The following is a 26,415-nucleotide window of genomic DNA, read 5'->3' as shown; positions in this document are numbered from 1 at the left end:
CCGCAATCGCGGGCTAGTTATTGTGCCAGCGCCACGGCGGAGTTGAGAGCAAATCTTGCCCCTGGACACAAGTGGCCCCCAGCTGTTTATCCAGCTGCAATGTGTTGCAGTCTCCCTGGGTTTCCAGCGCATGGATTAATCTTGCGGCGTGTGACACTATCCAGAGCTGACACACAGAAGAGGCCTTGATGATTAAACGCGCCAGCGCGGGCAAGAGATCGGGATGCAGGCTGGTTTCGGGCTCGTTAAGCACCATTAATTCCGGTGGTCTGGGAGTCAGTAAAGCCGCCACCAAAAGTAAGTACCTTAAGGTACCGTCGGACAATTCACTCAGCGACAGGGGTCTTAGCAGGCCTTGTTGGTGAAATGCCAGTTGCAGCATGCCGGCACCCGTGGCCGCTATGCTGATAGTGGCACCGGGAAAGGCATCTTTGATCGCATGATGGAAGGCGTCGGCATCACCTATCTCGAAAATAGTTTGAATCGCCGATACCAGATCGCGACCATCATGGTGCAGCACTGGGGTCAGGGTCGCCAGTTGCGCTCGACGGGCCGGTGCTTGTTGATCGCTGCGGAAATGATCGTAGAAACGCCAGGCTCGAATTCTGTCCCTGAGGGTGAGGATCTCTGGGCTGCGTTCAGGATCGGCCAGTTGGCTGAGCATGCTGTCGCCGAGATGGAGATGGTTGTCCAGTAGTTGCCAGTCATGCTCCCCGCGTCTTTTCACCAGGGCACCGCGGCGCTCGACCAACACAGAGGCAGGCCGATAGAGGGAGCCGCACCAGATGGCTTCGCGTTTGATTTGGGGATCCAGGCCAAATAGCGTCGTAGAGTCAGGTTTGGGGAGTCCAAGTTCGATGAGATAACTAAAGTCATCGGCGGCAAAACCCAATTTAAGACGTTTGCTCTGGTGGCGCACGGTTCCTTCTATGTTGGCCGTACCTGCCAACATATCGCGACTGAACTTTTCCGGACCGGCCCAGAAACTGGACTCCAGGCCGCCTTCTTTTGCCAATGCCTTGACCACGCCACCATCAGCTGTTTGCGCCAGCAGTCTCAACGCCTTGTAGAGATTGGACTTGCCGCTCCCGTTGCTGCCTGTCACCAGGTTCAGGCGCTCCAGCGGCAACACCACTTCACGTAACGAGCGGTAATTTTCTATCGCCAGACAACTCAGCATAAGGACCTCGCGGATAAATAGCTTGTGCCGGTCACAGTGCCAGACCCAGCTGTTGGTTTTGGGAGTCTGCCTGTTCAGCTAGCTGAAACGCCTGAAGAGGTTGGCCGTGTTTGGCTTGCCAGCGAGCGCTCAGCAGACGCTGCAGGCTTATGGCCAGCTCAGGTGCCTGGGCATTATCCGGGGTGTGGATGAACAGATAGGGTTGGCGCTCCTCTTCCAGCCATTGGCATAGCTTGTCCAGCCAAGGCTTGAAGAAGCCCTGATTGGCCTCAAGCTCAGGGTGGCCGATAAAGCGCACTGTGGGATAGCGGCCGGTGGCTATGGCATGTACCGGTACTTTGGGTTTCTTTTCATGGGCATCGATGACGGCGGCACTGTTTGGTGGTGCGGCAAATACCGGTCGGGTGTCCATTATGATGCGGTTGACCGAGCGCTGCAGCAGCAAGCGGTTGAGTTGACGCTCGGCTTCCCCTTTGGCAAAGAAGGCCGGGTGGCGCACCTCAACCCCAAGAGGCAACTCGGTTGGCAATTTGCCAAGAAAGGCGTCCAGTGCCCCAAGGGCTTCGGGGCCAAAATAGCCGGGCAACTGAATCTTCCACAGGCCTGTCTTGGCAAACAGTGGCGACATCACCTGCAGGAACTGCCTGAGTTCATCGTCACAGTGCCTCAGTTGCAACTTGTGAGTGATCTCCTGTGGCAGTTTAAAGGTAAAGCGAAAGTCCTCACCCACGGCATCGCGCCAGTTACTGACGCTGTTTGCTGACGGGGTGGCATAAAAGCTGGTGTTGCCCTCCACCGTATTGAAAACCTCGGCGTAGCGCGCCAGACGCTCGGCTTGAGGCGTCCCCTTTCCATAAAGGCTTTGCTGCCACTGGTTATGGGACCACATGGCCAGTCCCAATTTCAGCTCTGGTATCTGTTGCTGACCGCTCACCACGGGCTCCGTCAAATGAGTCTCCGGCGCTATTGTGTCTGCCGTCACTATTGGGGTCAAGTTTGCCAAGTGAGTACAGCAGGCGCTATTGCCGCCACAAAATGCACAGATTTCCAGCAGAGTTCAAATTGATAACACATTGAGTTTGCGGCGCTTCTTGATGCTTGCGTATAATGAACTGGCCGTTGTGAACGGCAGTAACCACAGACATAAGGACAAGATGTCGTTAAATTGGGTTGAAGCCGACCCGCGTGTTTCAGCCCATTCCATTCAAATTAAGGATGATTTATGCCCGATCCCCAGAGTGCCTCAGCGCAGGACGAGCCGTTACCCCAGACTGTAACCCTTGCAGACTTACCCGCCGATATCCAATTGGTATTGCCGATAGACAATGCGCCGAGCGCGATAGCCAGGTTGGCCTTTGGGGTATTACTGCTGAGTGCCTCCATTCTCTGGTGGCTGCTGGATGACGCCAGTGCGCTGCAAATAGGCAATCCCATGGTGGCTAATCTGCTGGCGCTGGTTGGAGTCTTGCTTGGCGGCGCCAGTTTTATCAGTGGCAGGAGCGCAATGCAGCAAAGGCAGCAGCGGCGCCAACAGGCCCTGGAACAGCAGCTGGATCAGCGAGTCGTCATCAGTGAGCAAGAGATCCCGGAAGGGTTTGACCTGGTTTTTTCCCAGCTGTCAGCCAGTCGCTTCAGAGTATCGTTGGAACCGATAAACTGAAGGATGAACCAAAGTAAAACGCAGCCCGAGAGCTGCGTTTTACTTTAAGTATGGACGGCGGCCAGTTTGCCGACTCCATACAATCCCTTGTTAGCCTACGTTGGTCAGTATCCCGGCCATTTGCAGCAGTTGGCTGAGAATAATCACCACCCCGCACAGCGCTGCCAGCATGAGTGCCACTTTGCCGCCGCCAACCCGGTAGCTGCCCTCGGACATTGGCTGGCTCCTTTGCTTCCAGACCATGGCGACGGGCAGGAATACTGCCAGTATCACCAAAGCTATCGAGGCATAGCCCAGGGCGGCCATAAATCCCTGAGGGTAGAAGAGGGCAAATCCCAGCGGAGGCAGGAAGGTGATGGCCGCCGTTTGCAGCCTGTGGCCTGCACTGTCGTTGCGGCGCAGAATATCGCCCATAAAATCAAATAGCCCCAGGCTGACTCCCAGGAAGGAGGTGGCCAGTGCCAGGTCGGCAAATATGGATACAGTCTGGCCTATCATGGGGTTATGCAGCAGTTGCCCCAAGCCATTGATGAATTTGGGGAGCTCCTTGGAGGCCATCAATTCACTCTGGCTCAAGGCGCCCTGACTGGCCAGTTGCCAAAGCAGGTAAACCAGCAGCGGCAGGGCCGAGCCGACAATCATGATCTTCTTCAGCGCCTTGATATCCAACCCCACATAGCGCACCACAGAGGGGATCGAGCCGTGAAACCCAAAAGAGGTGAAGATTACCGGCAGGGCAGAGATGACCAAACCTTGCTGCAACGGCAGCTCCAGCAGGTATCCGCCTTGGGCGTGGGGCAACAGCAGCGCCAACATGATGACCAGGGCAATAATCTTCAAGGCAAATAACACCCGGTTAATCATATCGACCGAATGAGTGCCTATGGCGACCACCAGGGCTATCAGCAGGGCAAAGCTAATGGCGCCCACCTGGGGGGGAAGTGTTAAATCCGCATAGCGAACCAATTTATCGTTGAGCTGGGCACCACCACCGGCAATATAGGCGGCGCACAGGGCGTACAGCAGGAACATCATCGCCAGGCTGGCCAGCAACTGCCCCTTACGGCCGAGCAACTTGTGCGCCAAGGTGTGCAGAGTGGCATGAGCCGGGGCATGTTGATGCACTTCCAGCATTAACAGCGCTGTGTAGCTCATCAATCCCCAGAGTAGTAGCATCAGTATTGAGGCGACCCCGAAACCCAGGCCGGCTGAAGCCAGCGGCAGCGCCAGCATCCCGGCGCCTATCGTGGTGCCTGCAATGATCAGCATGCTACCGAAGGTTTTGTTGTTCTTCATTTTATTACATTCTCAACAAGCATTTTCGTACTGGGTCCCCAGGGTTTTGGTTTGAGGGGGCCCCAAGAGAGCCGGATAACCGGTAACGAAACCTGACAACAAAGCCACAATGGCTCACAGGAGAGGGAAGTTCAGGTCATTATCCCCATCAAAGCCACCGTGGCTTGGGATAGAGATAAAGCTTGTGTATTGGCCGCATTGCGAACCTCGGGTTGTGTAAATGAACCCCGGGCCCATTGGGCCCGGAAAAGTGTGATTCACCTTAGCGGCGCGAAAAGAGGGTGTCAATGAGTTTGTAATGCTGTAACGGTACACTGTGACTCGGTTGGCGAAAATTAACTCGGCTGCAGCGCTTGAAGCGTCGGGATTTCAGCTCAGCGCCAGCCGTTGTCTGACCAGCTCGACCATGGCCTGGGCGGCAAAAGACAGTGGTTGCCCCCGGCGCCAAAACAGCGACAGTTCCCAGATCAGATCTGAGGCGGCCAGAGGAATACTGATCACCCCGGCCACCGCGTGGCGCTCGGCAATAAAGCTGGGCAGTATCATGGCACCTGTGCCTGCTGCCACCAGGGCGATACCAAAGTCGGGATGACTGACCCGGGTCACATCTTTGGGGCTGAAGCCGGCTCTCTGACAGGCATTTATCACCAGCTCATGCAGGGCATATTCGGGTTCGAACAGTATCTGTGGAATATCTGCCAATGCCTTGAGAGTCAGCTCTTGGCTATTGGCCAAAGGATGTTGTCTTGGCAATACCACCACCATGGGATCGCGGCGGATCCTGATGCCATCAAACTCATCCTCAAAGGAGATGATCCCGGTTGCCAGCTCGATTTCCCCCTTCTTGAGGGCCGCGGTTTGCTCTACGCCGCCGCGAACCAAGAGATGCATCTGCACCTTGGGATAACGGCTGCGAAAGCGGGCGATGACAGGAGCAAAGAGTTCGGCACTGCCGAGGGGGGCCAGTCCCAGATGCAGTTCACCCGAGTTGAGACTGCGCTGCGCCGCCAGCTCTCTGAGCATGTTGCGACGTACATTCAATAGTTCCTGGCCGTGACGGTAGACGACCTCTCCGGCTGCTGTGGGACGTAACTGGCTGCCGCGTTTGCCCCTTTCCAAGAGCACAAGATCCAGATCCTGTTCCAACTGGCGAATAGACTTGGACAGCGCAGGTTGGGTCAGGTGGATCTTTTCCGCCGCTTTGGCAAATCCGCCGGCATCCACTATCTCAATAAAGTAGCGAACAACTTTCAGATCCAATTGAATAACCTTATGGAATGCAAACTATGCTTAATATTCATTTTTTTTATTGATATTGCAAGCCTAGAATAAACCCCAGTTAAGTTATTCGGTAAAGATATGCACTCCCTCAGCAAACGCCCGGCTTCTCCTCACAGAGTGGCCAAAGTCATTTGGCTCCAAGGCAAACACATAAGCGCGACCTTGCTGCAAATTGCGGCTATCTGTTTGCTGGCATGGGCCACTCATGCCTTGGCCGCCGCTTTGCATTCTCCCATTCCCGGCAGTGTACTTGGGATGCTGGTAGTGTTGTTGGCGCTCGGGCTCAAGCTTATACCGGAAAAGGCGTTGCAACTGGGAGCGGCCTGGTTGATTGGCGATCTCTTGCTGTTTTTTATTCCACCCGTGATTTCAGTACTCAAGTATGAAACTCTGCTGGAGGAGTATGGTTTCAATATTATGCTGACCCTGGTTCTCGGCAGCGCTTCGGTATTGCTGGGAACCGGTTTCGTGGTGGATAGGGTGTTTCGCTTCGAGCGGCGCCTCAATTTGAAACGCCAACTGGCCAAACATGGAGTGCAAGGGTAACTCTATGTCTCATACCTTGCTTGCTCTCTTGAGTCTGCTGATCACTCTTATCTGTTATTACGGCGCCAAGGCTTTATATCGCAGGCATCGTAGCTGGTGGTTGGCACCGATATTTTTGGCGCCTTTGGCCGTGCTGGCCGTGGTGCTGCTGTTGGCGATCCCTCTGCCGACCTATTTTGAGTACACCCATTGGCTGATGGCATTACTGGCTCCGGCGACCATAGCTTTCGCTGTACCTATTTACCGCGAGCGCAAGTTAATCCGCCGTTATCCGATCACCATTAGCCTTGGGGTTATGGCCGGACTCATGTTGGGCCTGGTGTCATCCTGGCTGTTGGTCAAGTTGGTGCCTCTGCCCAGTGAACTGAGCCACAGCGTACTGGTACGCTCTGTGTCGACTCCATTTGCCATGGAGGCCACTGGTGCCTTCGGTGGCGTGCCGGAATTAACCGCCATGTTGGTGTTGCTCACCGGCGTAATAGGCATGCTGGTGTGTGAGCCGCTGTTTAAATTGGCGAGGATAAAAACATCTCTTGGGAAAGGGGTGGCACTCGGTGCTTCTGCCCATGGGGCCGGCGCCGCCAAAGCCAGTGAGTTTGGTCAGCAGGAAGGCGTGATTGCCAGCTTGACGATGATCTTTACCGGTATTGCCATGGTGCTCGGCGCGCCCTTATTTGCGTTGATTTTTGTTTGATTTAACCGAATTTGATTCAAGTAGGTGACCTGGCCACAAGGGTTACTGCCGTTTTTGAGTCTATCCATCACCCGATGGCCTTTTCTTGTGGTGACCGCCTGCATCGTCAGGCGTTTTTCCTGAGCCTCTCAGGTAATATGTTGCTTGATTTGCCGGTGCGCCCCACCGGCTTTTTTTTGTCCATTTTTTAGCTAAATGACTATCTTTTCCGATAGCGCGTTTATGCTTCCCCTGTCCCGTATTTGTGGTTTCCTCCTTCGCTGTTTATCTCGTATTTTTATGCGTGGTTTGCTCTGTGGCTGCTTTTGTGTCTGAAGCTGTGCAGGCAGGAAATGCCGGTTTGATGGCGAAATTAACAAGCAGGATCTGCAGTAAAATAGCGGCTTGGCTAATTAGCTCACTGCTATTTCTTTATTTATTAGTTTTTAATGCTTCTCTATATGATTTTTTGGAGTTATTCACTGTCAAGTATTTTGTATTTGTTTGCTATTTGTTTCCAGTTTGTTCTTTTGTGAACGCGCTATTCTTGAGTGAATTTATTTAATAAGTTTAAAAATTATTTAAAAACAATATGTTCTGCATCTTATTTGACAGCTGTTGCATGTTGCCCAGGCGAGTTTTGATCATTTTGTCATTGAATTTTTGAGCAGCATGTTTCACTATCCCTTCCCAGAGCGAACAGGGAAGACAGTTGTGCATCAGGAACGATGCCGAATTGGAACGTACAATGGCGATACTCAAATCTCTTTCCGGACGGATCTTTATGGGTCTGTTCAGCGGCCTGTTGTTGGGCTCTGTGGTGCAATATGGGCTGGGCCATATCGGCTTCTTTTCCGGTACCCTGGTCGAGGTAGCCACCGCGGCAGGCACCATGTTTGTCAATATGATCATGATGCTGGTGATGCCACTGGTGTTTGTCAGCATAGTCTGTGGTGTCTGCGAATTGCAGGATCTCAAGAGCTTCGGCCGCTTGGGCGGCAAGACCTTCAGCTTCTATATCATCAATACTCTGGTCGCCATCCTGGCGGCGGTGTGTGTGTCATTATTGCTGCAGCCAGGTATCGGGGTTGATATGAGTGGTGGCACGGATGTGGCCATTACCGCGACTGAACTGCCCAATTTGATGAGCCTGATTGTCGGCATAGTGCCAAGCAATCCTGTCGATGCCTTTATGTCGGGCAACATGTTGCAGGTGATCTTTATGGCGCTGCTGCTGGGCGGAGTTATCAAGTCGCTGGATGAAGCCGGCAGCTCAGCTGTCAGAGGCTTTCAGGTCGCCAATAGGATCATGATGAAGCTCATTATGACTGTGATGCAGTTGGCGCCATTTGGGGTGTTTGCGCTGATGTTCAAACTGGGTGCCACCCTGGAAGCCAAAGTCTTTCTCAGTGTGCTGGGTTATATGGCGATTATTCTAACCATGCTGCTGCTGTGGATTTTCATTGTTTATCCTCTGGCTGTGGCTGTGTTCACTCCGGTCAGCGCCAAGAGTTTTCGTGCCAAGACCCAAGAGCAGATCCTTTTCTCTCTGTCGACTGCCAGCTCCAATGCCACCATCCCGGTGACCATGCGAACCTTGACCGAAAAGCTCGGGGTTAACAAAGCAGTGGCTGGGTTTGGCGTGCCTCTGGGTGCCACCATGAATATGGGCGGCGTGTCGATTTATATCACTATCGCCATCTTCTTTGTCGCCAACGCCTTTGGTCAGCCTATCTCCAGTGAGCAGTTGCCAACTCTGATATTCAGTATCTTTCTGCTGTCGGTGGGCGCCGGCGGGGTTCCCGGTGGGGGTATGGTGATGATAGGTGTATTAATCCATCAACTGGGCTTACCCGTGGAAGCTTTTGCGATAGTGGCGGCGCTGGACAGAATCATAGATATGGTGCTGACTTCCTGCAATGTGGTGGGCGACGCTGCAGTGCTTACCATAGTGGACCAAACCGAGAAGGTGCATCAGACAGAGGCGGTTAACGCCTGATAAAGAATCCGGCCAGTGGCCGGATTCTTTTATGGCTGACAGCTGGATTTGAGCTGTGCCAGACTGGTTTGGAAATCGCTCATCTGGATAGCCGATGAGAAAGAGCCACCGGAGCGAAACGAGATAACTTCTAGCGAAATTGGCTCACTGTGAAGCGAGGTCAGTTCGGCCCAGAGATCTTCATCGGCGCGGGCCTGGGTGGTGAGTGTCGTCAACGAGCTCACGCTGGCCAGTTGCAGGATCTCACCATCGGCGGTTCTTAACACCAAGACACTGGGATCCTGACTATAGGCATAAGACTGAGGCACCCTCACTATCAATCTCGGCTGGGGTTGTTGCACTGAGCACTGTATCTGCAGTTGAGTCGCATCCTGATGGAAGGATATCTGGTGGAAATGTTCTACATCACCCCGGCAATGAAATGCCATCAAAGCCAACGCGCTTAGCAGAGGTGCAGACAGCAGCAACTTATTCATAGTGTCTCTTGGAAAGGTTAACTAACGACGTCAAATTAATTACTTTTGTCAAAAGCTTGGCGATTTTATAGCAGAGGTTGTTTTTTGGGTAATTATTATTTTTTCGTTTGCTGGTAACTTCTCATTTGTATGACTTTAGGTTTACATGCCGTACTGTATATGGCTTTTGTCTATTTATCCTGTTTGAAACTCATTGCCTGTAGTCTGGAAGTTTGGTCCTGAGAGACGGTTTTCATTAATGGCTATCAATTGGACCAAAGCTGGATGGAATAGGGCTGATGACTCGGGAGCAGCGAGCCTTGATAGGCGGGGTATTCTTCCTGGTAACCAACTTAAACCTATGCACTTAAACCCATGCACTTGAAGCTGTGAAATGCCAATAAAAAAGCCAGCAGTTGGCTGGCTTTTATGCTTATCCTCGGGTTACAGGGCCACTTAGCCTTTGTAACGCTCGGCGCTTGACAGGATTTCGGCGCGGGCGGCTTCGGCATCTTCCCAGCCATCAACTTTAACCCACTTGCCGGATTCCAGATCCTTGTAGTGTTCGAAAAACTGTTTGATCTGGGCTTTCAGCAGCTCAGGCAGATCGTTCACATCCTGGATATGACCGTATTCCTTGGAGATCTTCTCGTGTGGTACGGCAACAATCTTGGCATCTTCACCTGACTCGTCGGTCATTTTCAGTACGCCAACTGGACGACAACGGATAACGCTGCCTGGCTGCAGTGGGTACTGAGTAGGAACCAGTACGTCTACCGGATCACCATCCAGGCTCAGAGTTTGGTTCACATAGCCGTAGTTGCAAGGATAGAACATAGGCGCAGTCATCATGCGATCCACAAACAAGGCACCTGTGTCCTTGTCCACTTCATACTTGATAGGGTCGTGGTTTTGTGGGATTTCGATGATCACGTAGATGTCATCTGGCAGGGATTTGCCCGCAGGCACTGCATTTAAGCTCATGGAAGTATCCTTAGACTGTGTATAAATCTATTTCAGGTCCGGCCTGAAGTTCAGTGTGGCGCGTATTATAGCGCGATTTGACGGCTTGCCAATGAAAGGCCGCAGTCTTAAGACTAATTGCCAACAGTTCATCCCAGGCTATCTGTCTCAGGCCTTGAATTGTACCGTCAATTCAGGGCTGCCGACCCCGGCAGCCCCAAGCGGCGTTTAGAGTTCAGGCTCGCCGCTGTAATCCTGCTGATGGTACTCGAGGCAGGCATCGACTTCATTGGCCGAGCCCAGGATGACAGCTACCCGCTGGTGAATTTGCTCCGGCTGGATGTCGAGAATGCGCTGATAACCTGTGCTGGCCTTGCCGCCGGCCTGTTCAACCAGCAGTGCCATAGGGTTGGCTTCGTACATTAGTCTCAGCTTGTAGGGCTTATCCGGGTTCTTGTTGTCAGTTGGGTAGGTAAAGATGCCGCCGCGGCTCAATACTCTGTGCACATCGCCCACCATGGCGGCAATCCAGCGCATGTTGAACGACTTCTCTCTCGGGCCTATTTTGCCGAGCAGCAGATCGGCGATATAGGTCTGCATCGGTGCTTCCCAGAATCTCTGGTTGGACATATTGATGGCGAACTCGGCGGTGTCTTTGGGAATGTTCACTGCTTCATTGGTCAACAGATACTCGCCGCTGTCCGGGTTCAGGGTAAAGAGTTGTACTCCTTGGCCCGTGGTCAGGGCCAGCATGGTCGATGGGCCATAGAGCACATAGGCAGCCGCCAGTTGCTCGCTGCCTTTTTGCAGGAAACTCTGCTCGCTGATCTCCCCCTCGGGTGCCGGTAGTACAGAAAATATGGTACCCACCAGTGAGTTGATGTCTATGTTGGAAGAGCCGTCCAGTGGGTCGAAACACACCAGAAATTCACCGCTGTCACCGACTTCAACAATATGATCTTCCTCTTCCGATGCCAGGGCGCGCACTGTGCTTTCGGCCTTGAGGGCATCTTTGAGCATTTCGTTGGTGATCACATCCAGTTTCTTTTGGGTTTCACCCTGAACGTTTTCCTGGGTGGTGGCGCCCAGCACACCGGCCAGTGCACCGTGTCTTACCGCTTGACTGATGGCGACTGAGCTTTGGGCCAGAGTGAGGAGCAATTGGGACAAGGCTGGGCTGACAGCCTGCTGTTTGAGGGTTTGGGCCAGAGTCTGCATCTTGTTTCCTTAAAAGAGGTCTGAGCTTTTTCTGGGACAGGATCATAACCGAGAACCGGCGATATTTCAGCGGCCAATTGCACGGGTTTGCCGATCCCTTGTCAATTGGGGCAGAATGAGGGCTGTTTTTTGGGCTGTGGCCGGATGCCAAAGCCCCTGTATCCTACAATTCCGGAAATAATAATGAAAAAAACTTGGATGGCTTCGGCGCTTATGGCAATACCTTTGACACTGGCCTCCGGCCAGTCTTTCGCTCTGGAAGGGGGCAAAACGCCCTTAACGGTTGAGCGTCTCTATTCTTCACCGGCACTGGCCGGTGCCAGCCCCCGAGGGCTGAAACTCTCTCCCGACGGCAAGCGGGTTACTTACCTGGCGGGCCGTAAAGACAATCAATATTTCTACGATCTTTGGCAGATGGATGTCGCCACCGGCCAGGTCAGTTTGCTGCTGGACGCCTCCAGGCTCGAAGCCGGTGAACTTTCCGATGAAGAGAAGGCCCGCCGCGAGCGGCAGCGAGTGTATGGCCAGGGGATCATGGAATACTTCTGGGCCGACGACAGCCAGGCACTGCTGATCCCGGCGGCCGGCAAGCTCTACTACTTCAGCCTGGCCGATGCCAAGGTGACTCTGCTGCCCACTGGGGATGCCTTTGCTACAGATGCCAAACTGTCGCCCAAGGGTAATTTTGTCTCCTTTGTGGCCGAACAAAACCTCTATGTACTCCAGCTGAAAGACCATAAGCTCACGGCGCTGACCCAGGATGGTGGCGGGGCCATCAAGAACGCCATGGCCGAGTTTGTGGCTCAGGAAGAGATGGACCGTATGACAGGTTACTGGTGGGCACCGGATGAATCGGCCATCGCCTATACCCGCATCGATGAGTCGGGCGTGGAGCTGGTGACCCGCAATGAGATCTATGCCGATGGCATCAAGCTGACCGAGCAACGTTATCCCTATGCCGGCAAGCCCAATGTCGAGATTGCCCTGGGGGTAGTGTCGCTGGCGTCCGGGCAGACCCAATGGATGGATCTCGGCAGTGAGAAAGATATCTATCTGCCGCGGGTGAAATGGCTGCCGGACAGCAAGCACTTGTCGTTCCAGTGGCAGAATCGCAGTCAGCAGCAGTTGGATCTGCGCCAGGTAGACAGCCGCGAGGGCAAAGGCGCCGTGACTCTGGTGTCCGAGCGCAGCGATGCCTGGGTTAACCTCAACCACGACCTCTATTTTCTCAAGCAGCAGCCCGGCTTTATCTGGGCATCCGAGCGTGATGGCTTCAACCATATCTACCTGTTTGATGACAAGGGCAAGGTCAAACGGCAACTGACTCAGGGGAAATGGGCGGTCGATGAGATAGAACACCTAGATGAAAAGCAGGGCTGGGTTTATTTCAGTGGCCGTAAAGACAGTGTGGTCGAGCGCCATCTGTATCGGGTCAGCCTCAATGGCGGTGAGATAGAACGGATCAGCCGGCGTGGCGGCATGCACAATGCCGTGTTTGCCGACAAGGAATCTGTTTACCTCGACTATTTCAACAGTCTGTCGCAGCCTCCCCAGGTGAGTCTGCACAACCAAAGCGGTGAGCATCTGGCTTGGGTGGAAGAGAACGCCGTCAAGGCCGGACACCCTCTGTATGACTATGCCGGGCTGTGGCAGTTGCCCGAGTTTGGGACCCTCAAGGCCAAAGATGGCAAGGCGCTGCAATACCGCCTGTTCAAGCCGGTGAATTTCGATAGTCAGGCCAAATACCCCGTGGTGGTGCGGGTTTACGGTGGGCCTCACGCCCAGTTGGTGGTCAATAGCTGGAGTGAGCAGGATTACTACACCCAATATCTGTTGCAGCAGGGCTTTGCCGTGTTCCAGCTGGATAACCGGGGCTCGGCGCATAGAGGCACGGCCTTCGAGCAGGTAATCTACCGCCATCTTGGTGAAGCCGAAGTGGAAGATCAGAAGACAGGTGTCGATTTCCTGCGCACCCTTCCCTGGGTCAAGGCCGACAGCATTGCCATCTATGGCCACAGCTATGGCGGCTATATGGCGCTGATGAGCCTGTTCAAGGCGCCTGACTACTTCAAGGCGGCCATCAGTGGCGCCCCTGTAACCGACTGGGCCCTGTACGATACCCACTACACCGAACGCTACCTCGGCCATCCTGACGACAACGCCCGGGGCTACGAGGCCAGCAGTGTCTTCCCCTATGTGAGCAAGTATGGTTCAGGCTTGCTGATGTATCACGGCATGGCCGATGACAATGTATTGTTCGAGAACAGCACCCGGGTATACAAGGCGCTGCAGGATGAAGGCAAGTTGTTCCGCATGATAGATTACCCCGGTTCCAAGCACTCGATGCGGGGCGATAAGGTGCGCACCCATCTGTACCGTTCGCTGACCGACTTCCTCGAGACAGAGTTGAAAGGCAACTGAGCCGGTAAGCTGAAGTTATCTGGAAGCATAAAATGCCGCTCCTCATATGGCGCGGCTTTTTATGCTTCGCCCTCCTTGGGCAACAGGCGTCTGAGCAGTAAGGGGCCGAGCAGGGTAGTGATGGCTATCACCAACACCAATTCGGTAAATACCTTGGCCGGAATGATATCCAACTGCCGCCCCACTTCTGCAAAGACCAAACCGACTTCACCTCTGGGCACCATGGCACTGCCGACTATCAGCTTTTGCCGCCAAGTGCCGCTAACCACCAAACCGGCGGCCAGCTTGCCGATAAATGCCAGCAGTATCATCGCCAGCAAGAGTAACAAGCTGTAGGGGCTGAGGTTCAACTGGCTCAAGTCGAGGCTTATCCCCACATAGACAAAAAACACAGGCGCGAACACATCGGTCAGCGGTTGCATCGATTTTTCCAGCTTGTGGGTAAAGGGGAAGGGGTTTTGCAGATACTTCTGCCAGGGCCAGATAAACTGCCTTGATAGCGCCAAACCGGCGGCAAAACCGCCGAGCAGTGCCGGAGCGCCGAAAAGGTGCGCCAGCCAGGCAAACAGGCAGATCAGTGTCAGCATAACCACGGCTTCATAGCCGGGTGTCTGGGACTGGTAGCTGAATACCCGCAGCAGATAGACCAGCATTCTGCCAAGAGGCGGCGCCAGCAGCAGAAACAGCAGCAGTAAGCCACAGAGTTTGATAATTGCCAGCGGTGCCAGTTGGCCTTCACTGGCAAAGTTGAACAGCAAACTGAGCAGTATTACCCCGGCAATATCGTCGAATACCGCCGCTCCCAGAATCAAATGACCGGCACTGGATTGTTGTTGGCCACTGTCGCTTAGCACCCTGAGGGAGATGCCTATGCTGGTAGCCGTCAGGGTACAGCCGTAGAAGAGGGCGGCAAACAGCGACAACTCCAGCCAGTAAAAGGCGGCCAGGCCGGTGAGCAGCAGCGGCACCACTATGCCGATAATGGCCACCGCCGCCACCTGGCGCCCGGCGCTGTAGAGGCGTTTTATCGAGGTTTCGGCGCCGATGGAAAACAGCAGCAGTATCACCCCGAGTTCGGCGATATTTGCCAGCACCTGGGTCGGTTCGAGCCAGCCGAGCACTGAAGGGCCCAGCAACAAGCCTGCACCTATTTCCCCCACCACCGGCGGCCAACCGATACGGTTACAGCACTCTCCCAGCACCCGGGAGAACAGCAAGATCAGGAACAAGGCGATCAACAGGCTATCTATCGACATTGAGTATCCCCCATAGGTGCAATTGTTGATCGGGATCAGTATGGTTTATTCTGCATCAGATTAGAGTCTAAAAAATAGCCGATTACCAAAAAAATCCGGAGAAAACAAATGGGTAAGCTTTTTATCATCGAACAACATGAAGAGGCTAACACTGATGCGATTGCCAAGGGACTGGAAGTAGCGGAACTACTTGGTAAGCAACCACAGGTATTTGCTTATTGCTACGAATATTTTTCCGGTGATGATTATTATAGCCCACGGCTTGCCGGGGCCGCCCAGCAGCGGCTGATGAAGGAGAAGCAAGCCGAGGTGTCGGCTCATCTCAAGGAGTTGGATGCCGAAGATGTACCGCTGCATATCATCTGGAGCAAGTATCTCTATGAGCATGTCAGCAACCATGCCGGCCGCTATGGTTTTGATATGGTGGTCAAGACAGTTCACCAGAGCGAGCACTTTCTGCCGACCGACTGGCATCTTATTCGCAGTACCAAGGTGCCCTTGATGCTGCTCAGCGACAATCCGATCAAGAAGGCGTCAAGTATTCTGATGGCGGTGGATCTCGATGCCAGAAGCCAGCAAAAACAGCGCCTCAACCAACTGGTGTTGCAACATGGCCGCCAGTTGGCCGAGGCCAGCGGTGCCAAGTTGCATCTGGCGCATATCATCCGGGTACCCAAGGTGATCCGCGATCTTGAGGTGCTCAACCTGCATGAAATGGTCAAGTCGGCCTGGCGTAAGCATCAGGCCATGCTGGACCAGACCGGGCTTCCCAAAGAGCAGATCCATATCATTGCCGGCGATCCGGATCTTTGTCTGTATCAGTTGTCCTGCAGGCTCAAGAGCGACTATCTGGTGATAGGTGCTCGTCAGCGCCAGGGCTTGATGGGGCGGGTGATAGGCAATACCGCCGAGCAGATCTTGCGGCGCGTGCGCAGCAATGTGCTGGTGATCCCAACCGATGAGGAACAGACAAGCTGATAGCTTGCCTGCTCACAAGCCCTTTTGGCTGAGGGCAACCAAGGCCTCGGCGGCCGGGGTCAAGGGTAGGTTGTTACGCCAAATCAGCCCTAGCTGCCAGGTGATCTCACTAGCCATGGGCCGATAGCTGAGGGTTTGCTCGCCGAGCTTGTCGCAGATGGGCTCCGGCAGCAGCGCCAGCCCCATTCCGGCCTGTACCATGGCGCCGAGAAAGTCCCATTGACCACTGCGAAAAGCGATATTCAACGTGACCCCGGCTTCGCGGCTCAGGCGGGTCAATAATTTTGCCAGTGAAAAGTCCTCGTTGTAGAGAATGAAAGGATACTCGGCCAGATCCCGCCATTCTATCGCCTGCTTGCTGGTCAGTGGGTGACCTACCGGCAGGCAGACCTTCAGTGGATAACCCTGCAGCGGCGATGAAGACAACTGCTCTCCATGGGTGGCCGGCAGCGCCGTGAAGGCGATGTCCAGAGTGTCGGCCAGCAGTGCCTGCTCGCAACCAAAACCACCGTATTCATGCATCTGCAACTCGACCGCCGGATAGGTACGGCGAAACTCGGTCAACAGATCTATGGTCAGACTGCTCATCATGGGGCAGACCCCGAGACGCAGGTGGCCGGATTTGAGGCCACTCAAGTTACTCAAGTCCTGCTCCATTCTGTGCCATTGACCTATTATCTGGCAGGCGCTGGCATGGAATATCTCTCCGGCCTGAGTGAGCTCTACCTTCTGATTGCTGCGGATCAAGAGCTGTTGATCCAGGGATTCCTCCAGACGTTGGATCATCTTGCTCAATGTCGGCTGAGTCAGGTACAACTGCTCGGCGGCGCGGGTAAAGTTGCCGGTTTCCACCAGGGTCAGAAAGCAGTGTAAGGTCTTGATAGGTACGTTCATGCTTATTTGGAATTCTCGCTATGGAATTAATTCATTTTACTAATAGTCATGGCGGCGTTAATTTGATCAGCGTCCCAAGTAAAGAGGAAAAATCGATGAAAGCCTATCAAGGTTTGTGGGTCAGCTCTCTGTGGCAAACCGCCACTGAAACTCAGGAACACAAGGCCAAGCCTGCCAAAGCCAAGTCCCAGAGTTTTTGGAAGCTGATGTTCCACAAAAAAGCCAAAGCAGTCTAAAGTTACCCGGCCCGTGCCGGGTTTCTTTTATCCCGCCAATACCTCTTCCTTTGTTTTGCCCTGTTGGCCCTTTGGGTTAGTATTTGCCTGATTAATTCAAGGGGAAGCTTGTGGATCTCAGCCAGATATGGACGGACGAATCCGAGTACCGTCGGGTTGCGCTCAAAGTCAGCGCATGGACTATTTTTTGCCTCGGGGTACTGTTCAGTGGCTTTAACTGGTATATGGGGTTGCCATTACTGTCTTTGATGGAACTGGCCATGGCCGGTTTCTGTCTGTTGTTGCTCTACCGTTTGCCCACAACCTCCAGGCTGAAAGAGTGGTCGTTATGCTTTCTGTCTTTGCTCTTTTTCATCGTGCTGCTGGGAATTTGGCAGGCGCGCTTGAGCTCAATTCTCTACAGCTGGTTATTTATCTTTCCGTTGCTTTCTTATCTGCTGCTGGGTAAACGTTGGGGCGTGGGGTTCAACGCGGTATTTATCTTTGGCGGTATGAGTTTATTGCTGCTGCGGCTGGTTATGCTGGAGTCGGAGCTGCATTTTTCCCTATTTATCAATGTGGGTCTGTGTCTGTCTACTTTGTGGATCATGAGTCATGTGTTTGAGAGCAAGCGGGCCGAAATGGTTGAACGTTTGCAACTGATGGCGGCGCTGGATCCACTGACCTCTGTCTACAACCGCTTGCATCTGGAACCGGTATTCAATCTACTGCAGCAACAGATGACGGGGCGTTTGGCACTCTTGCTGGTGGATGTCGATCATTTCAAGCAGATTAACGACAATTTGGGCCACGATGCCGGCGACAGGGTGTTACAGCAGTTGGCGCGGCTACTGCAGGAGTTTGTGCCATCCCCTGAGCATGTTTTTCGCGTCGGCGGTGAAGAGTTTTGTCTCTTGCTGCCGGTGGCGGACATGGCCAAGGCGCAGAGGCAGGCGGAGTCTGTCAGAGCGGCGGCTGAGTCTCTGCCCCTGGACTTGGCCACAGCACAGGGCCTAAGCGTCAGTATTGGCATAGCCTTGTCACCAGAGCCGAGCTCCAGGCTAAAACCTGAGCTGCGCCAGCTGTATCGTCAGGCCGATGAGCGCCTGTATCAGGCCAAGCTCAATGGCCGTAACCGAATCGAACCGCCGCAGTCCTGAGTGCTGCGGCTACTGTAGCAGTGGATGCTCCTTGGGCAACTTGCCGCTGATCCACATTACCAACCTATGTTTCATATTGGGGCCATCTTCCTTGTCCGATGGCAATGGTCCTATCAGTTTATCCTGCACCAAGAGACGATAGACGCACTCGACTTTCTCTTTCTCCGGCACCTTGTCCCCAAGCGGGGCAAAGCCACGCTTGAGCGAGTATCCCAAACCTATCTCCAACGCCAGTTTCAACAGAGCCGCTTCATTCTTGTGTTTCTTCATCTGTATCGCTCCCAGCTTGTGCCTGCTCCTAAGCTAACGCAAAGTGACTGAGATTACACTTAAAAATCCTTCGACAGCCTCAGGTGCCCTTGTACCTTATTTGAGCATACTTTAAGCTGGTCGTTGGAACGACAAGGATTAATACCATTCCCGATAGAAGGTGGATTTTCCAACAAGCTTCCCTGAGGCGTGTTGAAAAGGTGCTTGTACGGCGCAGGCCAATGTCGATTTATCCCGATAAACTTTCCATTGTCCTACTTGCCTCCATACCTTTTCATTCTCGCTCGGTGAGCCAGCTTCTGCACGGAATGGCGTACCTCAACGTAGGGAGAGAAGTGATGTCCAAAGTCAAATATCAAGCCAAGGCGCAACGCACCTTGACCGTCAAAAACACCTCATTCCAATACTACAGCCTCAATGAAGGGCCTTTGGCGGAAATTGCCGAGGTTGCCGCATTACCCAAGAGTTGCAAGGTGCTGCTGGAAAACATTCTGCGGCATCTGGATACCGACCATTGTGATATTGACGATCTGCAGGCGCTTGCCAAGGGCCGCGGCCGCGGCAGCCAGCAGGAGATCGCCTATCATCCGGCGCGGGTATTAATGCAGGACTTTACCGGCGTCCCGGCGATAGTCGACCTGGCCGCCATGCGGGCGGCGCTGGTGGCAAAAGGGCGTGATCCGCAAAAGATCAATCCTCTGTCCAAGGTGGATCTGGTGATTGACCACTCGGTCAGCATCGACAAGTTCGCCAATCCGGATGCCTATCGGGACAATGTGGCGATTGAGATGCAGCGCAACTTCGAGCGTTATCAATTTCTCAAGTGGGGCCAGGGCGCCTTCGATAACTTCTCCGTGGTGCCACCGGGTACCGGCATTTGCCATCAGGTAAACCTCGAGTATCTGGCCAAAGGTGTCTGGCAGGGGCTTGGCGAAGAAGGAGCCACTTGGGTCTATCCGGATACACTGGTGGGCACTGACAGCCACACCACTATGATCAACGCCTTGGGGGTACTTGGCTGGGGTGTCGGGGGTATCGAAGCCGAAGCGGCCATGTTGGGGCAACCCATCTCAATGCAGATCCCGGATGTGGTGGGGTTCGAGCTCAAGGGGCAGCTCAGTGAAGGCATTACAGCCACCGACCTGGTGCTCAGAGTCGTGGAGATGCTGCGCCGCCAGGGGGTAGTGGGCAAATTTGTCGAATTCTATGGTGATGGCCTAGATCAGCTGCCGCTGGCCGATCGAGCCACCATCGCCAATATGGCACCGGAATATGGTGCGACCTGTGGCTTCTTCCCGGTGGATGCGCAGACACTGGAGTATCTGCGCCTCAGTGGCCGAGATGAACAGACGGTTGCCTTAGTGGAGGCTTACACCAAGGCGCAAGGGCTGTGGCGAGAGACTGGCGATAGCGCCCCCGAGTTTGCCGATACCCTGAGCCTGGATCTTGCCAGTGTTGAACCCAGCCTGGCCGGGCCCAAGCGGCCCCAGGACAGAGTCGCCGTCAGTCAGCTCAAGCAGGCGGCCGAAGATGCCATTCGTCTCTCGGGGCGCAGCGAGCTTGAGCAGGCGTTTGTACTCGAAGGCAGCGAGCTTGCCATGCACCATGGCGATTTGGTGATTGCCGCCATTACCAGTTGTACCAATACTTCCAACCCGGCGGTGATGCTGGCAGCCGGTTTGCTGGCACAAAAGGCGGTGGAACTGGGATTGGAGCGCAAGCCCTGGGTCAAGACTTCGTTGGCCCCAGGCTCCAAGGTGGTGACCCAGTATCTGCAACAGGCCGGACTGCAAACGGCACTCGATAGCCTGGGCTTTAACTTGGTAGGTTATGGTTGCACTACTTGTATAGGTAACTCGGGCCCCTTGCCGGAGGCGGTCACCAAGGCGGTCAGCGAACAGAAGATCCATGTGGGTTCAGTGCTTTCCGGTAACCGTAACTTCGAAGGGCGGATCCACCCATTGGTGGAGTCCAACTGGCTTTGCTCGCCTCCTCTGGTGGTAGCCTATGCGTTGGCGGGAACCAGCCGTATCGATCTCAGTCGCGATCCCATAGGCCAAGGCCGCGATGGTAAAGCGGTTTTCCTTAAAGACATTTGGCCCAGCAATGCCGAGATAGCCGCCGTAATGGGCAAGGTGAGTCGCAGCCTGTTTCAGCAGCAGTATGCCGATGTGTTTCATGGCGATGATGCCTGGCGCGCCATAGACTCGGGCTCGGGCAAAACCTATGCTTTCGATCCCGCCTCCACCTATATTCAGTTACCGCCCTTCTTTGAAGCCGAATACGGCGGTAGTGCGGACGACATTAAGGGGGCCGCGATTCTGGCGCTATTGGGAGACTCTGTCACCACAGACCATATCTCCCCGGCCGGGGTGATCCCCAAAAACAGTCCGGCAGCCGATTATCTGCGCGGTCATGGTGTAGCCGACAAGGACTTCAACTCCTACGGTTCACGCCGCGGGAATCACGAGGTGATGATGCGCGGTACCTTCGGCAATATCCGTATCCGCAATGAGATGGTGCCCGGGCATGAAGGTGGTGTTACCCGGATGCAGGGCGAATCTGAGGTGCGCTTTATCTATGACGCTGCCATGGCCTATCGCGCCAGAAAGCAGGCGAGTGTGGTTATTGCCGGTAAAGAATATGGTACAGGTTCCAGCCGTGACTGGGCCGCCAAGGGTACGCTGCTGCTCGGGGTCAAGGCGGTCATAGTGGAGAGCTTTGAGCGTATTCACCGCTCCAACTTGGTGGGTATGGGCGTGCTGCCATTGCAGTTTCTGCCCGGGGAAACCCGTCAGACTCTGGGCCTGACTGGTGATGAGACAGTGGATATTCTCGGCCTGGATGGCGAGCTTAAGCCAAACCAGAAGCTGCAGGCGCAGATCCATTATCCCAATGGAGAGTCCAAAACCATAGCGCTGCTCAGCCGCCTGGATACCGGCATGGAGGTTGCCTACTACCGTGCCGGCGGTGTGCTGACGTATGTGCTGGAGCGTTTGGCCGCCGAATAGCCCAGCTGCTTCAGGCAAAAACCGCGCCTTTGGGGTGCGGTTTTTTATTGGGAAAAGCCAAGTGGTGCCACAGCGCTCCATGTTTTAAAATGCCGCATAATCTCAAGTGGCAGGAGCGCCCATGTACCAAAACAAACAAGCCGTAGCCCTCGGCAGCCTGGCTCTGATGGCAGCCGTTGCCATACTGCTGATCTTACTGGCCTTTTGGGCCTGGCCTAAATACAAGGTCTATAAGCTGGAGCTGGACGGCATCGCCGCTTTGAAGGAAGCAGAGTGGAGCAAGCAGATCCTGATTGAGGAAGCCAAGGCTCGGGAACAGGCGGCCCTGATGCAGGCCAAGGCCAAAGTCACCCTGGCTGAAGCGGAAGGACGGGCAATGATCGCCAGAGCCAAGGCCGAAGGGCAGGCCGATATCGAGCGCGCCAAGGCGGCTGCCGAGGCCAACAAGATTATCGGCGAGTCACTCAAGGGCAATGAAGCCTATCTGCGTTACGTGTGGATCAAGGGGCTGCAGGAAGGCAAGGGCGAGCGCATCTATATTCCAACCGAGGCCGGCTTGCCTTTGCTGGAAGCGGGAAAAGCCCCCGGGAAATAGCTTGTTGCCCGGCAAGCCGGTCGTTACTCGAGTCTGAGTGCGGTTTAGCTGAACTGAGGCAAGTCAGTTGTCCCAGGTTAGCGGTACCGAGTCGGCCTCATGTGGTAACTTGTCGCCGAAGCGTTGCACCAGCCAGTCGATAAACAGCTTCAGTCTGTGGCTGGGGTGGCGTTTGCGTGGATAGATAAGCGACAGTGGCATGGTTTGCGGCGGATACTGCTGTAACACTGGCACCAGAGCGCCACTTTGCAAATGTGGCGCTATACCGTAAGTGGGTACCTGGATAAGACCAAAGCCTGCCAATCCGGCGGCAATATAGGCATCTGTACCATTGGTTCTTATGCTTTGGGGCAAGGTGTATTGATGGTATTTCCCCTCTTGCCTGAACTCCAGCGGCTCGATACGACCACTTGCGGGTAACAGATAGCCCACCATCTTGTGGTTACTGAGTTGCGAAGGCGTTTGCGGAACTCCGAAGCGCGCCAGATAATCCGGGCTTGCCAGCGTGACTATCTTAAAGCTTCCCAAACTTCTGGCAATAAGGTTGCTATCCTCCAGTGTGCCGGCCCGCAGTGCCAGGTCGACCCCTTCACCTATGATATCGATGCGCGGATCCGAAACGCCAAGCTCCAGCTCTATGTCCGGATAACATTGATGAAATTCCGGTAAGGCCGGCAAGATAAGCAATCGGGCGAGTCTGGCGGGCATGTTGATCCTAAGTAGCCCCGCCGGGCAGCTTTCTTTGGCAAATAGGCCCTGAAGATCGTCCCAGTCTGCCAGCAGCGCCGAGGCCTTATCCAACACCTGTTCGCCCTGTTCGGTCAACCTGACCTGTCGTGTGGTGCGTACCAGCAACTGTACCTTGAGTTGCTGCTCCAACCGCTGCACCGCCTGGGTTACGGTCGAGCGTGGTAGATTGAGTAAATTGGCAGCCTTGGTGAAACTTCGCGTCTCGGCGACCCGGCGAAAGATATTCAGGGTTTGCAGTCTATCCATGATTGTTCGTGATTTTGGAATACACTGGCTGTTATAGCGTTATTTATCCCAAAGGTAAAAACAAAGATGCTGTTGGCAGTTCAATGGAGGTAACAGATGAAAACACGAAAACTGGGTAGCAAGGGACCGGAAGTATCGGCGCTGGCGCTGGGATGCATGGGCATGAGTGAGTTTTACGGTCCGGCCAGTGATGCAGAGTCCTTGGCAACGCTGGATCTGGCGCTGGAGCGCGGCGTCAACTTTTGGGATACCGCCGATGTTTACGGACCTTTTCGCAATGAAGAACTGTTGGCACAAGCGCTCAAAGGCCGTAGGCAGCAGATCTTTCTTGCCAGTAAATTTGGCATAGTCAGGGATGAAGCAGATGTGCACAAGCGCGGCGTCAATGGCCGCCCCGAGTATGTCTGCCGCTCTGTGGAAGCCAGTCTCAAACGTTTGGGGACAGATTATATCGATCTCTATTACCAGCACAGAATGGATCCCGAGGTACCGATAGAGGAAACTGTCGGTGCCATGGCCGAGTTGGTGCAGCAGGGCAAGGTGCGCTATCTGGGCTTGAGTGAAGTGGACAGCGACAGGCTGCGCCGCGCCCACAAGGTGCATCCCATTACAGCGGTGCAGAGTGAATATTCTCTCTGGAGCCGGGATCCTGAAAGCAAGGTATTGCCGCTTTGCCAAGAGCTGGGAATAGGTTTTGTTGCCTACAGCCCTCTGGGGAGAGGTTTTCTCAGCGGTGCTATTCGCAGCATAGACGACTTTGCTGCCGATGATTTCAGGCGCTCTCATCCAAGATTTCAGGGGGAGAACTTTGAACGTAATCTGGCACTGGTGGATGCCATCAAGGCACTGGCTGAAAGCCGAGGTTGCAGTTCGTCACAGCTGGCGCTGGCATGGCTGCTCAGCCGCAATGAGCATCTGATCCCTCTGTTTGGCACCAAACGGCGGCGCTATCTTGAGGATAATATTCAGGCTTGCGCTCTGACTCTAGGCCGAGACGAGCTGGCGGCCATCGAAGAGGCGTTTCCCATCATAGCAGTAGCTGGGAGCCGTTATGGCGCACAGATGATGCCGCTGTTACCCAATGAGTAGTGGGGTTAACTTGAAGGGAGCTTTACACAAGTTCAATTGTGCCTAACCCTTAACCATAGGTCAGGGCCGCTACGTCACTGAGTGCAGGGGGCGGAGGTTTGGAAAGGGGCGAGTGGATACCGCCCCATTTCTACCGAACCATGCCCTCGGGAGCGGCGAGTGTCTTGTAGCGACTGGCTACGAGCAATAGCCAGGAATGGTAAGCCACTCTCTACAAAAGAAAAGGCCACGAGGACTTATTCGCATCTTCCCTAATATTGTTCACCATCCACGAATTCACTGACTTTAAAGAAATTTATTCCTTTTACATTATGTTCTTTAAATATATCAACCACTTTTTGATGGACGAATATTTCCCCTAATGATGTACCCGCAACTTGGAAAATCAATCGCTCAGCTTCTGGTATTGCATCTAAGACATCTTCACGAAAACGATAGTTATCCATATCAGCATGAATCGTAAATCCATCAATGTTAGTCGAGCCATTACCTGGCATGTAGAATTTACTTCTATTCAGATCAATACAATTTAACGTCTTAAATGTATTGAGTGCCCACAGCCCTTTAACTGAGTTGTTTTGCTTGTCCTGAATAATTGCTGGGACAAACTGGCTACCATAAAGACCTGATTCAATAAGCTCTTTAAGTTTTGATGTCACTATGAAGTTTGGAACACTAAACGCCAAGGCGTAATCTTCCATTAGGAAATTTAAGTTATCATTTTTTGATACAAAAGAGAGGGTTTCCGACTCCACATTTAGCTTTTCAAAATCCCAGTTAGTATTGGCAGTATATGATGTTGGGATTAAGTCAGTTTTATATTCATCAAATTCATAGTCTGGGTAAACAATGTAATAAGATTCTTCATGAATATTCAAAAAAGTTCCTCTATCTAAACTGTGTGACAATTATTTCCATGGAAATTCGGACAATTCCCTTTTTATTCAATTCAGTAGACACGCATGGCCATGTAACTCATTTTTCCAAAAAACTATCAGATACAGCACCATGCGCGATGCCCACATCTTACAGGATTTGCGCAACGGATAATGCCCAAACTTATTTTCTATAACAGATTTTATTAAAAAAATATTATCTATCATATGGTTGTGGTGATTTTGTGGAGTGTAAACCTAAGGTCGCGTGCATGTTTGACAGTATGTTCGCCGGGAATCATCCGTAGGACGCTGAGCCCCTCTTGGGCGCGTAGTGACAGGCTTACGAGAGAGGCTGGGATGCCAGAGTGGCGCCATCAGGGATGATTTTATGGCATGCCGAAAAGTCGCCAGGACGAAAGCCCGCGGCAGCTGTGGGGTGAAACTCTACGACTTTTGCCTGAATCTTGGGAACAGTGGTTGTTGCGTCTTGCTGATTAAGCTCTAGGAGCCGGGGTTGGGGTTTGTTAGAGTAGGCGCAGTTTTTGGCGGCGGCTGTTGCGGGCAAACGAGAAGGCTTAAGCCTGACAGCCAAACGCCGAGCTAAAGTACTGAGCCAAGCCCGAGTTAAAGCCTTTAGGCCAAGGCTGTAAAACCAAAGCCGTTAAAGTGAACCGAGTCATCGATGAATCCATGTCCCTTGTGTGCCAACACCCAGCCTAAACAGACAGTTCCCGCCAGGGTTGCCAGACGTTATTTTCTCTGCCCAGAGTGTCGGCTCATCTTTCTCGACCCTGCGCATTTGCTGCCCTTGAATGAGGAGCAGCAGTTTTACGATACCCACGAGAACAGCATTGACGACCCCGGCTATGTGGGCTTTTTGCAGCGCCTGTTGACGCCGGCGATGACCTTTCTGCGCCCGGGTATGCAGGGACTGGACTTTGGCTGTGGCCCTGGGCCGACACTATCAAAACTCCTTGCCCGGGAAGGGATAGCGTGTGACGATTTCGACCCGCTGTTTTTCCCCAATCCATTGCAGGCGCAGTATGACTTTATTCTCTCCAGCGAGTGTTTCGAGCACTTGCACAGGCCTGCCGCCGAGATAATCGCGCTGCTGGCACGTCTGGTTCCTGGGGGCTATTTAGGCATAATGACAGACCGCTGGCAGAGTGAAGCCCAGTTTTATGACTGGCACTATACCCGGGATCCTACCCATTGCAGTTTCTTCCATCGTGCAACATTGGACTGGCTCTGTGAGACGTTTGCTTTGAACTTATGTTTTGTCGATGAGCGACGGATTGCCATTTTTCAGAAAAACTGAGGCATCAAAGTGAGGGGCTGGAAAGGGCAGGCAAGCCCCAATCCCTTTGGGGCTGTACCTTGA

The 26,415-nt window shown here is 53.7% G+C and carries 24 protein-coding genes; 12 read left to right on the top strand and 12 right to left on the bottom strand.

Translation table 11 applies throughout. The annotated features are described in order from the left end of the window. Positions 1-13 precede the first annotated feature (13 nt). Both E1N14_RS17725 and E1N14_RS17720 read right to left on the bottom strand, forming a co-directional pair. On the bottom strand, positions 14-1,180 hold the full coding sequence (locus E1N14_RS17725; protein ID WP_062793589.1) for an AAA family ATPase: 1,167 nt from the start codon (positions 1,178-1,180) through the stop codon (positions 14-16). Positions 1,181-1,211: 31 nt separating this feature from the next. Continuing rightward, entirely contained in the window at positions 1,212-2,069 is an 858-nt protein-coding gene (locus E1N14_RS17720; RefSeq protein ID WP_062793595.1) for a DUF72 domain-containing protein, read from the bottom strand. Between the two features lie 333 nt (positions 2,070-2,402). Here E1N14_RS17720 and E1N14_RS17715 point away from each other — a divergent pair, with 333 nt between their 5' ends. Further along, on the top strand, positions 2,403-2,840 hold the full coding sequence (locus E1N14_RS17715) for a hypothetical protein (RefSeq protein WP_025008957.1): 438 nt from the start codon (positions 2,403-2,405) through the stop codon (positions 2,838-2,840). A gap of 90 nt (positions 2,841-2,930) precedes the next feature. Here the strand turns inward: E1N14_RS17715 and E1N14_RS17710 are convergent, their stop codons facing one another. Both E1N14_RS17710 and E1N14_RS17705 read right to left on the bottom strand, forming a co-directional pair. Then, positions 2,931-4,136: an aromatic amino acid transport family protein gene (locus E1N14_RS17710; protein WP_062793588.1), complete on the bottom strand. Its 1,206-nt coding sequence runs from the start codon at positions 4,134-4,136 to the stop codon at positions 2,931-2,933. 369 nt (positions 4,137-4,505) lie between these two features. Beyond that, positions 4,506-5,396, bottom strand: coding sequence for a LysR family transcriptional regulator (locus tag E1N14_RS17705; RefSeq protein ID WP_044735137.1), 891 nt, complete (start codon positions 5,394-5,396; stop codon positions 4,506-4,508). A 99-nt stretch (positions 5,397-5,495) separates the two neighbouring features. Between E1N14_RS17705 and E1N14_RS17700 the strand changes: the two genes are divergently transcribed. The 3 genes from E1N14_RS17700 to E1N14_RS17690 all read left to right on the top strand — a co-directional run bounded on the left by E1N14_RS17700 (position 5,496) and on the right by E1N14_RS17690 (position 8,635). Then, on the top strand, positions 5,496-5,963 hold the full coding sequence (locus E1N14_RS17700) for a CidA/LrgA family protein (RefSeq protein ID WP_025008958.1): 468 nt from the start codon (positions 5,496-5,498) through the stop codon (positions 5,961-5,963). 4 nt (positions 5,964-5,967) lie between these two features. Further along, complete coding sequence (locus E1N14_RS17695) at positions 5,968-6,657, top strand: LrgB family protein (RefSeq protein ID WP_025008959.1); 690 nt, start codon at positions 5,968-5,970, stop codon at positions 6,655-6,657. 733 nt (positions 6,658-7,390) lie between these two features. Further along, positions 7,391-8,635 carry a dicarboxylate/amino acid:cation symporter gene (locus E1N14_RS17690; RefSeq protein WP_025008960.1) on the top strand — a complete coding sequence of 415 codons (1,245 nt, stop codon included), beginning with the start codon at positions 7,391-7,393 and terminating at the stop codon, positions 8,633-8,635. Positions 8,636-8,664: 29 nt separating this feature from the next. Here the strand turns inward: E1N14_RS17690 and E1N14_RS17685 are convergent, their stop codons facing one another. The 3 genes from E1N14_RS17685 to E1N14_RS17675 form a co-directional block, all read right to left on the bottom strand. Beyond that, positions 8,665-9,111, bottom strand: a complete 447-nt coding sequence (locus E1N14_RS17685; protein WP_044735136.1) for a hypothetical protein — start codon at positions 9,109-9,111, stop codon at positions 8,665-8,667. A 435-nt stretch (positions 9,112-9,546) separates the two neighbouring features. Continuing rightward, positions 9,547-10,074 carry an inorganic diphosphatase gene (gene ppa, locus E1N14_RS17680; protein WP_025008962.1) on the bottom strand — a complete coding sequence of 176 codons (528 nt, stop codon included), beginning with the start codon at positions 10,072-10,074 and terminating at the stop codon, positions 9,547-9,549. A 207-nt stretch (positions 10,075-10,281) separates the two neighbouring features. Further along, positions 10,282-11,271: a class 1 fructose-bisphosphatase gene (locus tag E1N14_RS17675; RefSeq protein ID WP_025008963.1), complete on the bottom strand. Its 990-nt coding sequence runs from the start codon at positions 11,269-11,271 to the stop codon at positions 10,282-10,284. A 183-nt stretch (positions 11,272-11,454) separates the two neighbouring features. On the opposite strand from E1N14_RS17675, the gene E1N14_RS17670 reads away from it, so the two are divergent. Next, positions 11,455-13,692 carry a S9 family peptidase gene (locus tag E1N14_RS17670; protein ID WP_062793587.1) on the top strand — a complete coding sequence of 746 codons (2,238 nt, stop codon included), beginning with the start codon at positions 11,455-11,457 and terminating at the stop codon, positions 13,690-13,692. Between the two features lie 59 nt (positions 13,693-13,751). Here the strand turns inward: E1N14_RS17670 and E1N14_RS17665 are convergent, their stop codons facing one another. After that, positions 13,752-14,948, bottom strand: coding sequence for a cation:proton antiporter (locus E1N14_RS17665; protein WP_044735132.1), 1,197 nt, complete (start codon positions 14,946-14,948; stop codon positions 13,752-13,754). A gap of 108 nt (positions 14,949-15,056) precedes the next feature. Here E1N14_RS17665 and E1N14_RS17660 point away from each other — a divergent pair, with 108 nt between their 5' ends. After that, positions 15,057-15,926 carry a universal stress protein gene (locus tag E1N14_RS17660; RefSeq protein ID WP_025008964.1) on the top strand — a complete coding sequence of 290 codons (870 nt, stop codon included), beginning with the start codon at positions 15,057-15,059 and terminating at the stop codon, positions 15,924-15,926. Between the two features lie 12 nt (positions 15,927-15,938). Here the strand turns inward: E1N14_RS17660 and E1N14_RS17655 are convergent, their stop codons facing one another. Next, positions 15,939-16,820, bottom strand: coding sequence for a LysR family transcriptional regulator (locus E1N14_RS17655; protein ID WP_025890103.1), 882 nt, complete (start codon positions 16,818-16,820; stop codon positions 15,939-15,941). Positions 16,821-16,915: 95 nt separating this feature from the next. On the opposite strand from E1N14_RS17655, the gene E1N14_RS17650 reads away from it, so the two are divergent. Together E1N14_RS17650 and E1N14_RS17645 are read left to right on the top strand one after the other, a co-directional pair. Further along, positions 16,916-17,056, top strand: coding sequence for a hypothetical protein (locus tag E1N14_RS17650; RefSeq protein ID WP_156018842.1), 141 nt, complete (start codon positions 16,916-16,918; stop codon positions 17,054-17,056). A 110-nt stretch (positions 17,057-17,166) separates the two neighbouring features. Further along, complete coding sequence (locus E1N14_RS17645) at positions 17,167-18,195, top strand: GGDEF domain-containing protein (RefSeq protein ID WP_025008965.1); 1,029 nt, start codon at positions 17,167-17,169, stop codon at positions 18,193-18,195. A 9-nt stretch (positions 18,196-18,204) separates the two neighbouring features. Here the strand turns inward: E1N14_RS17645 and E1N14_RS17640 are convergent, their stop codons facing one another. Next, entirely contained in the window at positions 18,205-18,465 is a 261-nt protein-coding gene (locus tag E1N14_RS17640) for a DUF5062 family protein (RefSeq protein WP_025008966.1), read from the bottom strand. A gap of 338 nt (positions 18,466-18,803) precedes the next feature. Here E1N14_RS17640 and acnA point away from each other — a divergent pair, with 338 nt between their 5' ends. Then, positions 18,804-21,476 (top strand): aconitate hydratase AcnA, encoded by a 2,673-nt coding sequence (acnA, locus tag E1N14_RS17635; protein ID WP_062793586.1) that lies wholly within the window; start codon positions 18,804-18,806, stop codon positions 21,474-21,476. A gap of 121 nt (positions 21,477-21,597) precedes the next feature. Then, complete coding sequence (locus E1N14_RS17630) at positions 21,598-22,071, top strand: SPFH domain-containing protein (protein WP_025008967.1); 474 nt, start codon at positions 21,598-21,600, stop codon at positions 22,069-22,071. A gap of 63 nt (positions 22,072-22,134) precedes the next feature. On the opposite strand, the gene E1N14_RS17625 is transcribed toward E1N14_RS17630, so the two are convergent. Then, a complete protein-coding gene (locus E1N14_RS17625) occupies positions 22,135-23,067 on the bottom strand; it encodes a LysR family transcriptional regulator (RefSeq protein WP_062793585.1) in 933 nt (310 codons plus the stop codon). Between the two features lie 96 nt (positions 23,068-23,163). On the opposite strand from E1N14_RS17625, the gene E1N14_RS17620 reads away from it, so the two are divergent. After that, positions 23,164-24,156 carry an aldo/keto reductase gene (locus E1N14_RS17620; protein WP_025008968.1) on the top strand — a complete coding sequence of 331 codons (993 nt, stop codon included), beginning with the start codon at positions 23,164-23,166 and terminating at the stop codon, positions 24,154-24,156. Positions 24,157-24,407: 251 nt separating this feature from the next. On the opposite strand, the gene E1N14_RS17615 is transcribed toward E1N14_RS17620, so the two are convergent. Then, positions 24,408-25,034 (bottom strand): imm11 family protein, encoded by a 627-nt coding sequence (locus tag E1N14_RS17615; RefSeq protein WP_025008969.1) that lies wholly within the window; start codon positions 25,032-25,034, stop codon positions 24,408-24,410. A gap of 682 nt (positions 25,035-25,716) precedes the next feature. On the opposite strand from E1N14_RS17615, the gene E1N14_RS17610 reads away from it, so the two are divergent. Further along, positions 25,717-26,352: a class I SAM-dependent methyltransferase gene (locus E1N14_RS17610; protein ID WP_062793584.1), complete on the top strand. Its 636-nt coding sequence runs from the start codon at positions 25,717-25,719 to the stop codon at positions 26,350-26,352. The last annotated feature ends 63 nt before the right edge of the window (positions 26,353-26,415 follow it).

The organism is Shewanella algae (assembly GCF_009183365.2).
GTDB lineage: Bacteria > Pseudomonadota > Gammaproteobacteria > Enterobacterales > Shewanellaceae > Shewanella > Shewanella algae.
Note: the sequence above shows the minus strand (reverse complement) of the source record. Positions and strands in the feature narration are given on the sequence as shown.

Excerpts from the sequence above, each read along its gene's own strand:
- E1N14_RS17650 (WP_156018842.1), top strand. The coding sequence starts at position 16,916 with ATGAAAGCCTATCAAGGTTTGTGGGTCAGCTCTCTGTGGCAAACCGCC.
- E1N14_RS17715 (WP_025008957.1), top strand. The coding sequence starts at position 2,403 with ATGCCCGATCCCCAGAGTGCCTCAGCGCAGGACGAGCCGTTACCCCAG.
- E1N14_RS17695 (WP_025008959.1), top strand. The coding sequence starts at position 5,968 with ATGTCTCATACCTTGCTTGCTCTCTTGAGTCTGCTGATCACTCTTATC.
- E1N14_RS17720 (WP_062793595.1), bottom strand. The coding sequence starts at position 2,069 with ATGTGGTCCCATAACCAGTGGCAGCAAAGCCTTTATGGAAAGGGGACG.
- E1N14_RS17660 (WP_025008964.1), top strand. The coding sequence starts at position 15,057 with ATGGGTAAGCTTTTTATCATCGAACAACATGAAGAGGCTAACACTGAT.
- acnA (WP_062793586.1), top strand. The coding sequence starts at position 18,804 with ATGTCCAAAGTCAAATATCAAGCCAAGGCGCAACGCACCTTGACCGTC.
- E1N14_RS17725 (WP_062793589.1), bottom strand. The coding sequence starts at position 1,180 with ATGCTGAGTTGTCTGGCGATAGAAAATTACCGCTCGTTACGTGAAGTG.
- E1N14_RS17625 (WP_062793585.1), bottom strand. The coding sequence starts at position 23,067 with ATGGATAGACTGCAAACCCTGAATATCTTTCGCCGGGTCGCCGAGACG.
- E1N14_RS17620 (WP_025008968.1), top strand. The coding sequence starts at position 23,164 with ATGAAAACACGAAAACTGGGTAGCAAGGGACCGGAAGTATCGGCGCTG.
- E1N14_RS17685 (WP_044735136.1), bottom strand. The coding sequence starts at position 9,111 with ATGAATAAGTTGCTGCTGTCTGCACCTCTGCTAAGCGCGTTGGCTTTG.
- E1N14_RS17610 (WP_062793584.1), top strand. The coding sequence starts at position 25,717 with ATGAATCCATGTCCCTTGTGTGCCAACACCCAGCCTAAACAGACAGTT.
- E1N14_RS17710 (WP_062793588.1), bottom strand. The coding sequence starts at position 4,136 with ATGAAGAACAACAAAACCTTCGGTAGCATGCTGATCATTGCAGGCACC.
- E1N14_RS17655 (WP_025890103.1), bottom strand. The coding sequence starts at position 16,820 with ATGAACGTACCTATCAAGACCTTACACTGCTTTCTGACCCTGGTGGAA.
- E1N14_RS17630 (WP_025008967.1), top strand. The coding sequence starts at position 21,598 with ATGTACCAAAACAAACAAGCCGTAGCCCTCGGCAGCCTGGCTCTGATG.
- E1N14_RS17665 (WP_044735132.1), bottom strand. The coding sequence starts at position 14,948 with ATGTCGATAGATAGCCTGTTGATCGCCTTGTTCCTGATCTTGCTGTTC.
- ppa (WP_025008962.1), bottom strand. The coding sequence starts at position 10,074 with ATGAGCTTAAATGCAGTGCCTGCGGGCAAATCCCTGCCAGATGACATC.
- E1N14_RS17640 (WP_025008966.1), bottom strand. The coding sequence starts at position 18,465 with ATGAAGAAACACAAGAATGAAGCGGCTCTGTTGAAACTGGCGTTGGAG.
- E1N14_RS17670 (WP_062793587.1), top strand. The coding sequence starts at position 11,455 with ATGAAAAAAACTTGGATGGCTTCGGCGCTTATGGCAATACCTTTGACA.
- E1N14_RS17675 (WP_025008963.1), bottom strand. The coding sequence starts at position 11,271 with ATGCAGACTCTGGCCCAAACCCTCAAACAGCAGGCTGTCAGCCCAGCC.
- E1N14_RS17700 (WP_025008958.1), top strand. The coding sequence starts at position 5,496 with ATGCACTCCCTCAGCAAACGCCCGGCTTCTCCTCACAGAGTGGCCAAA.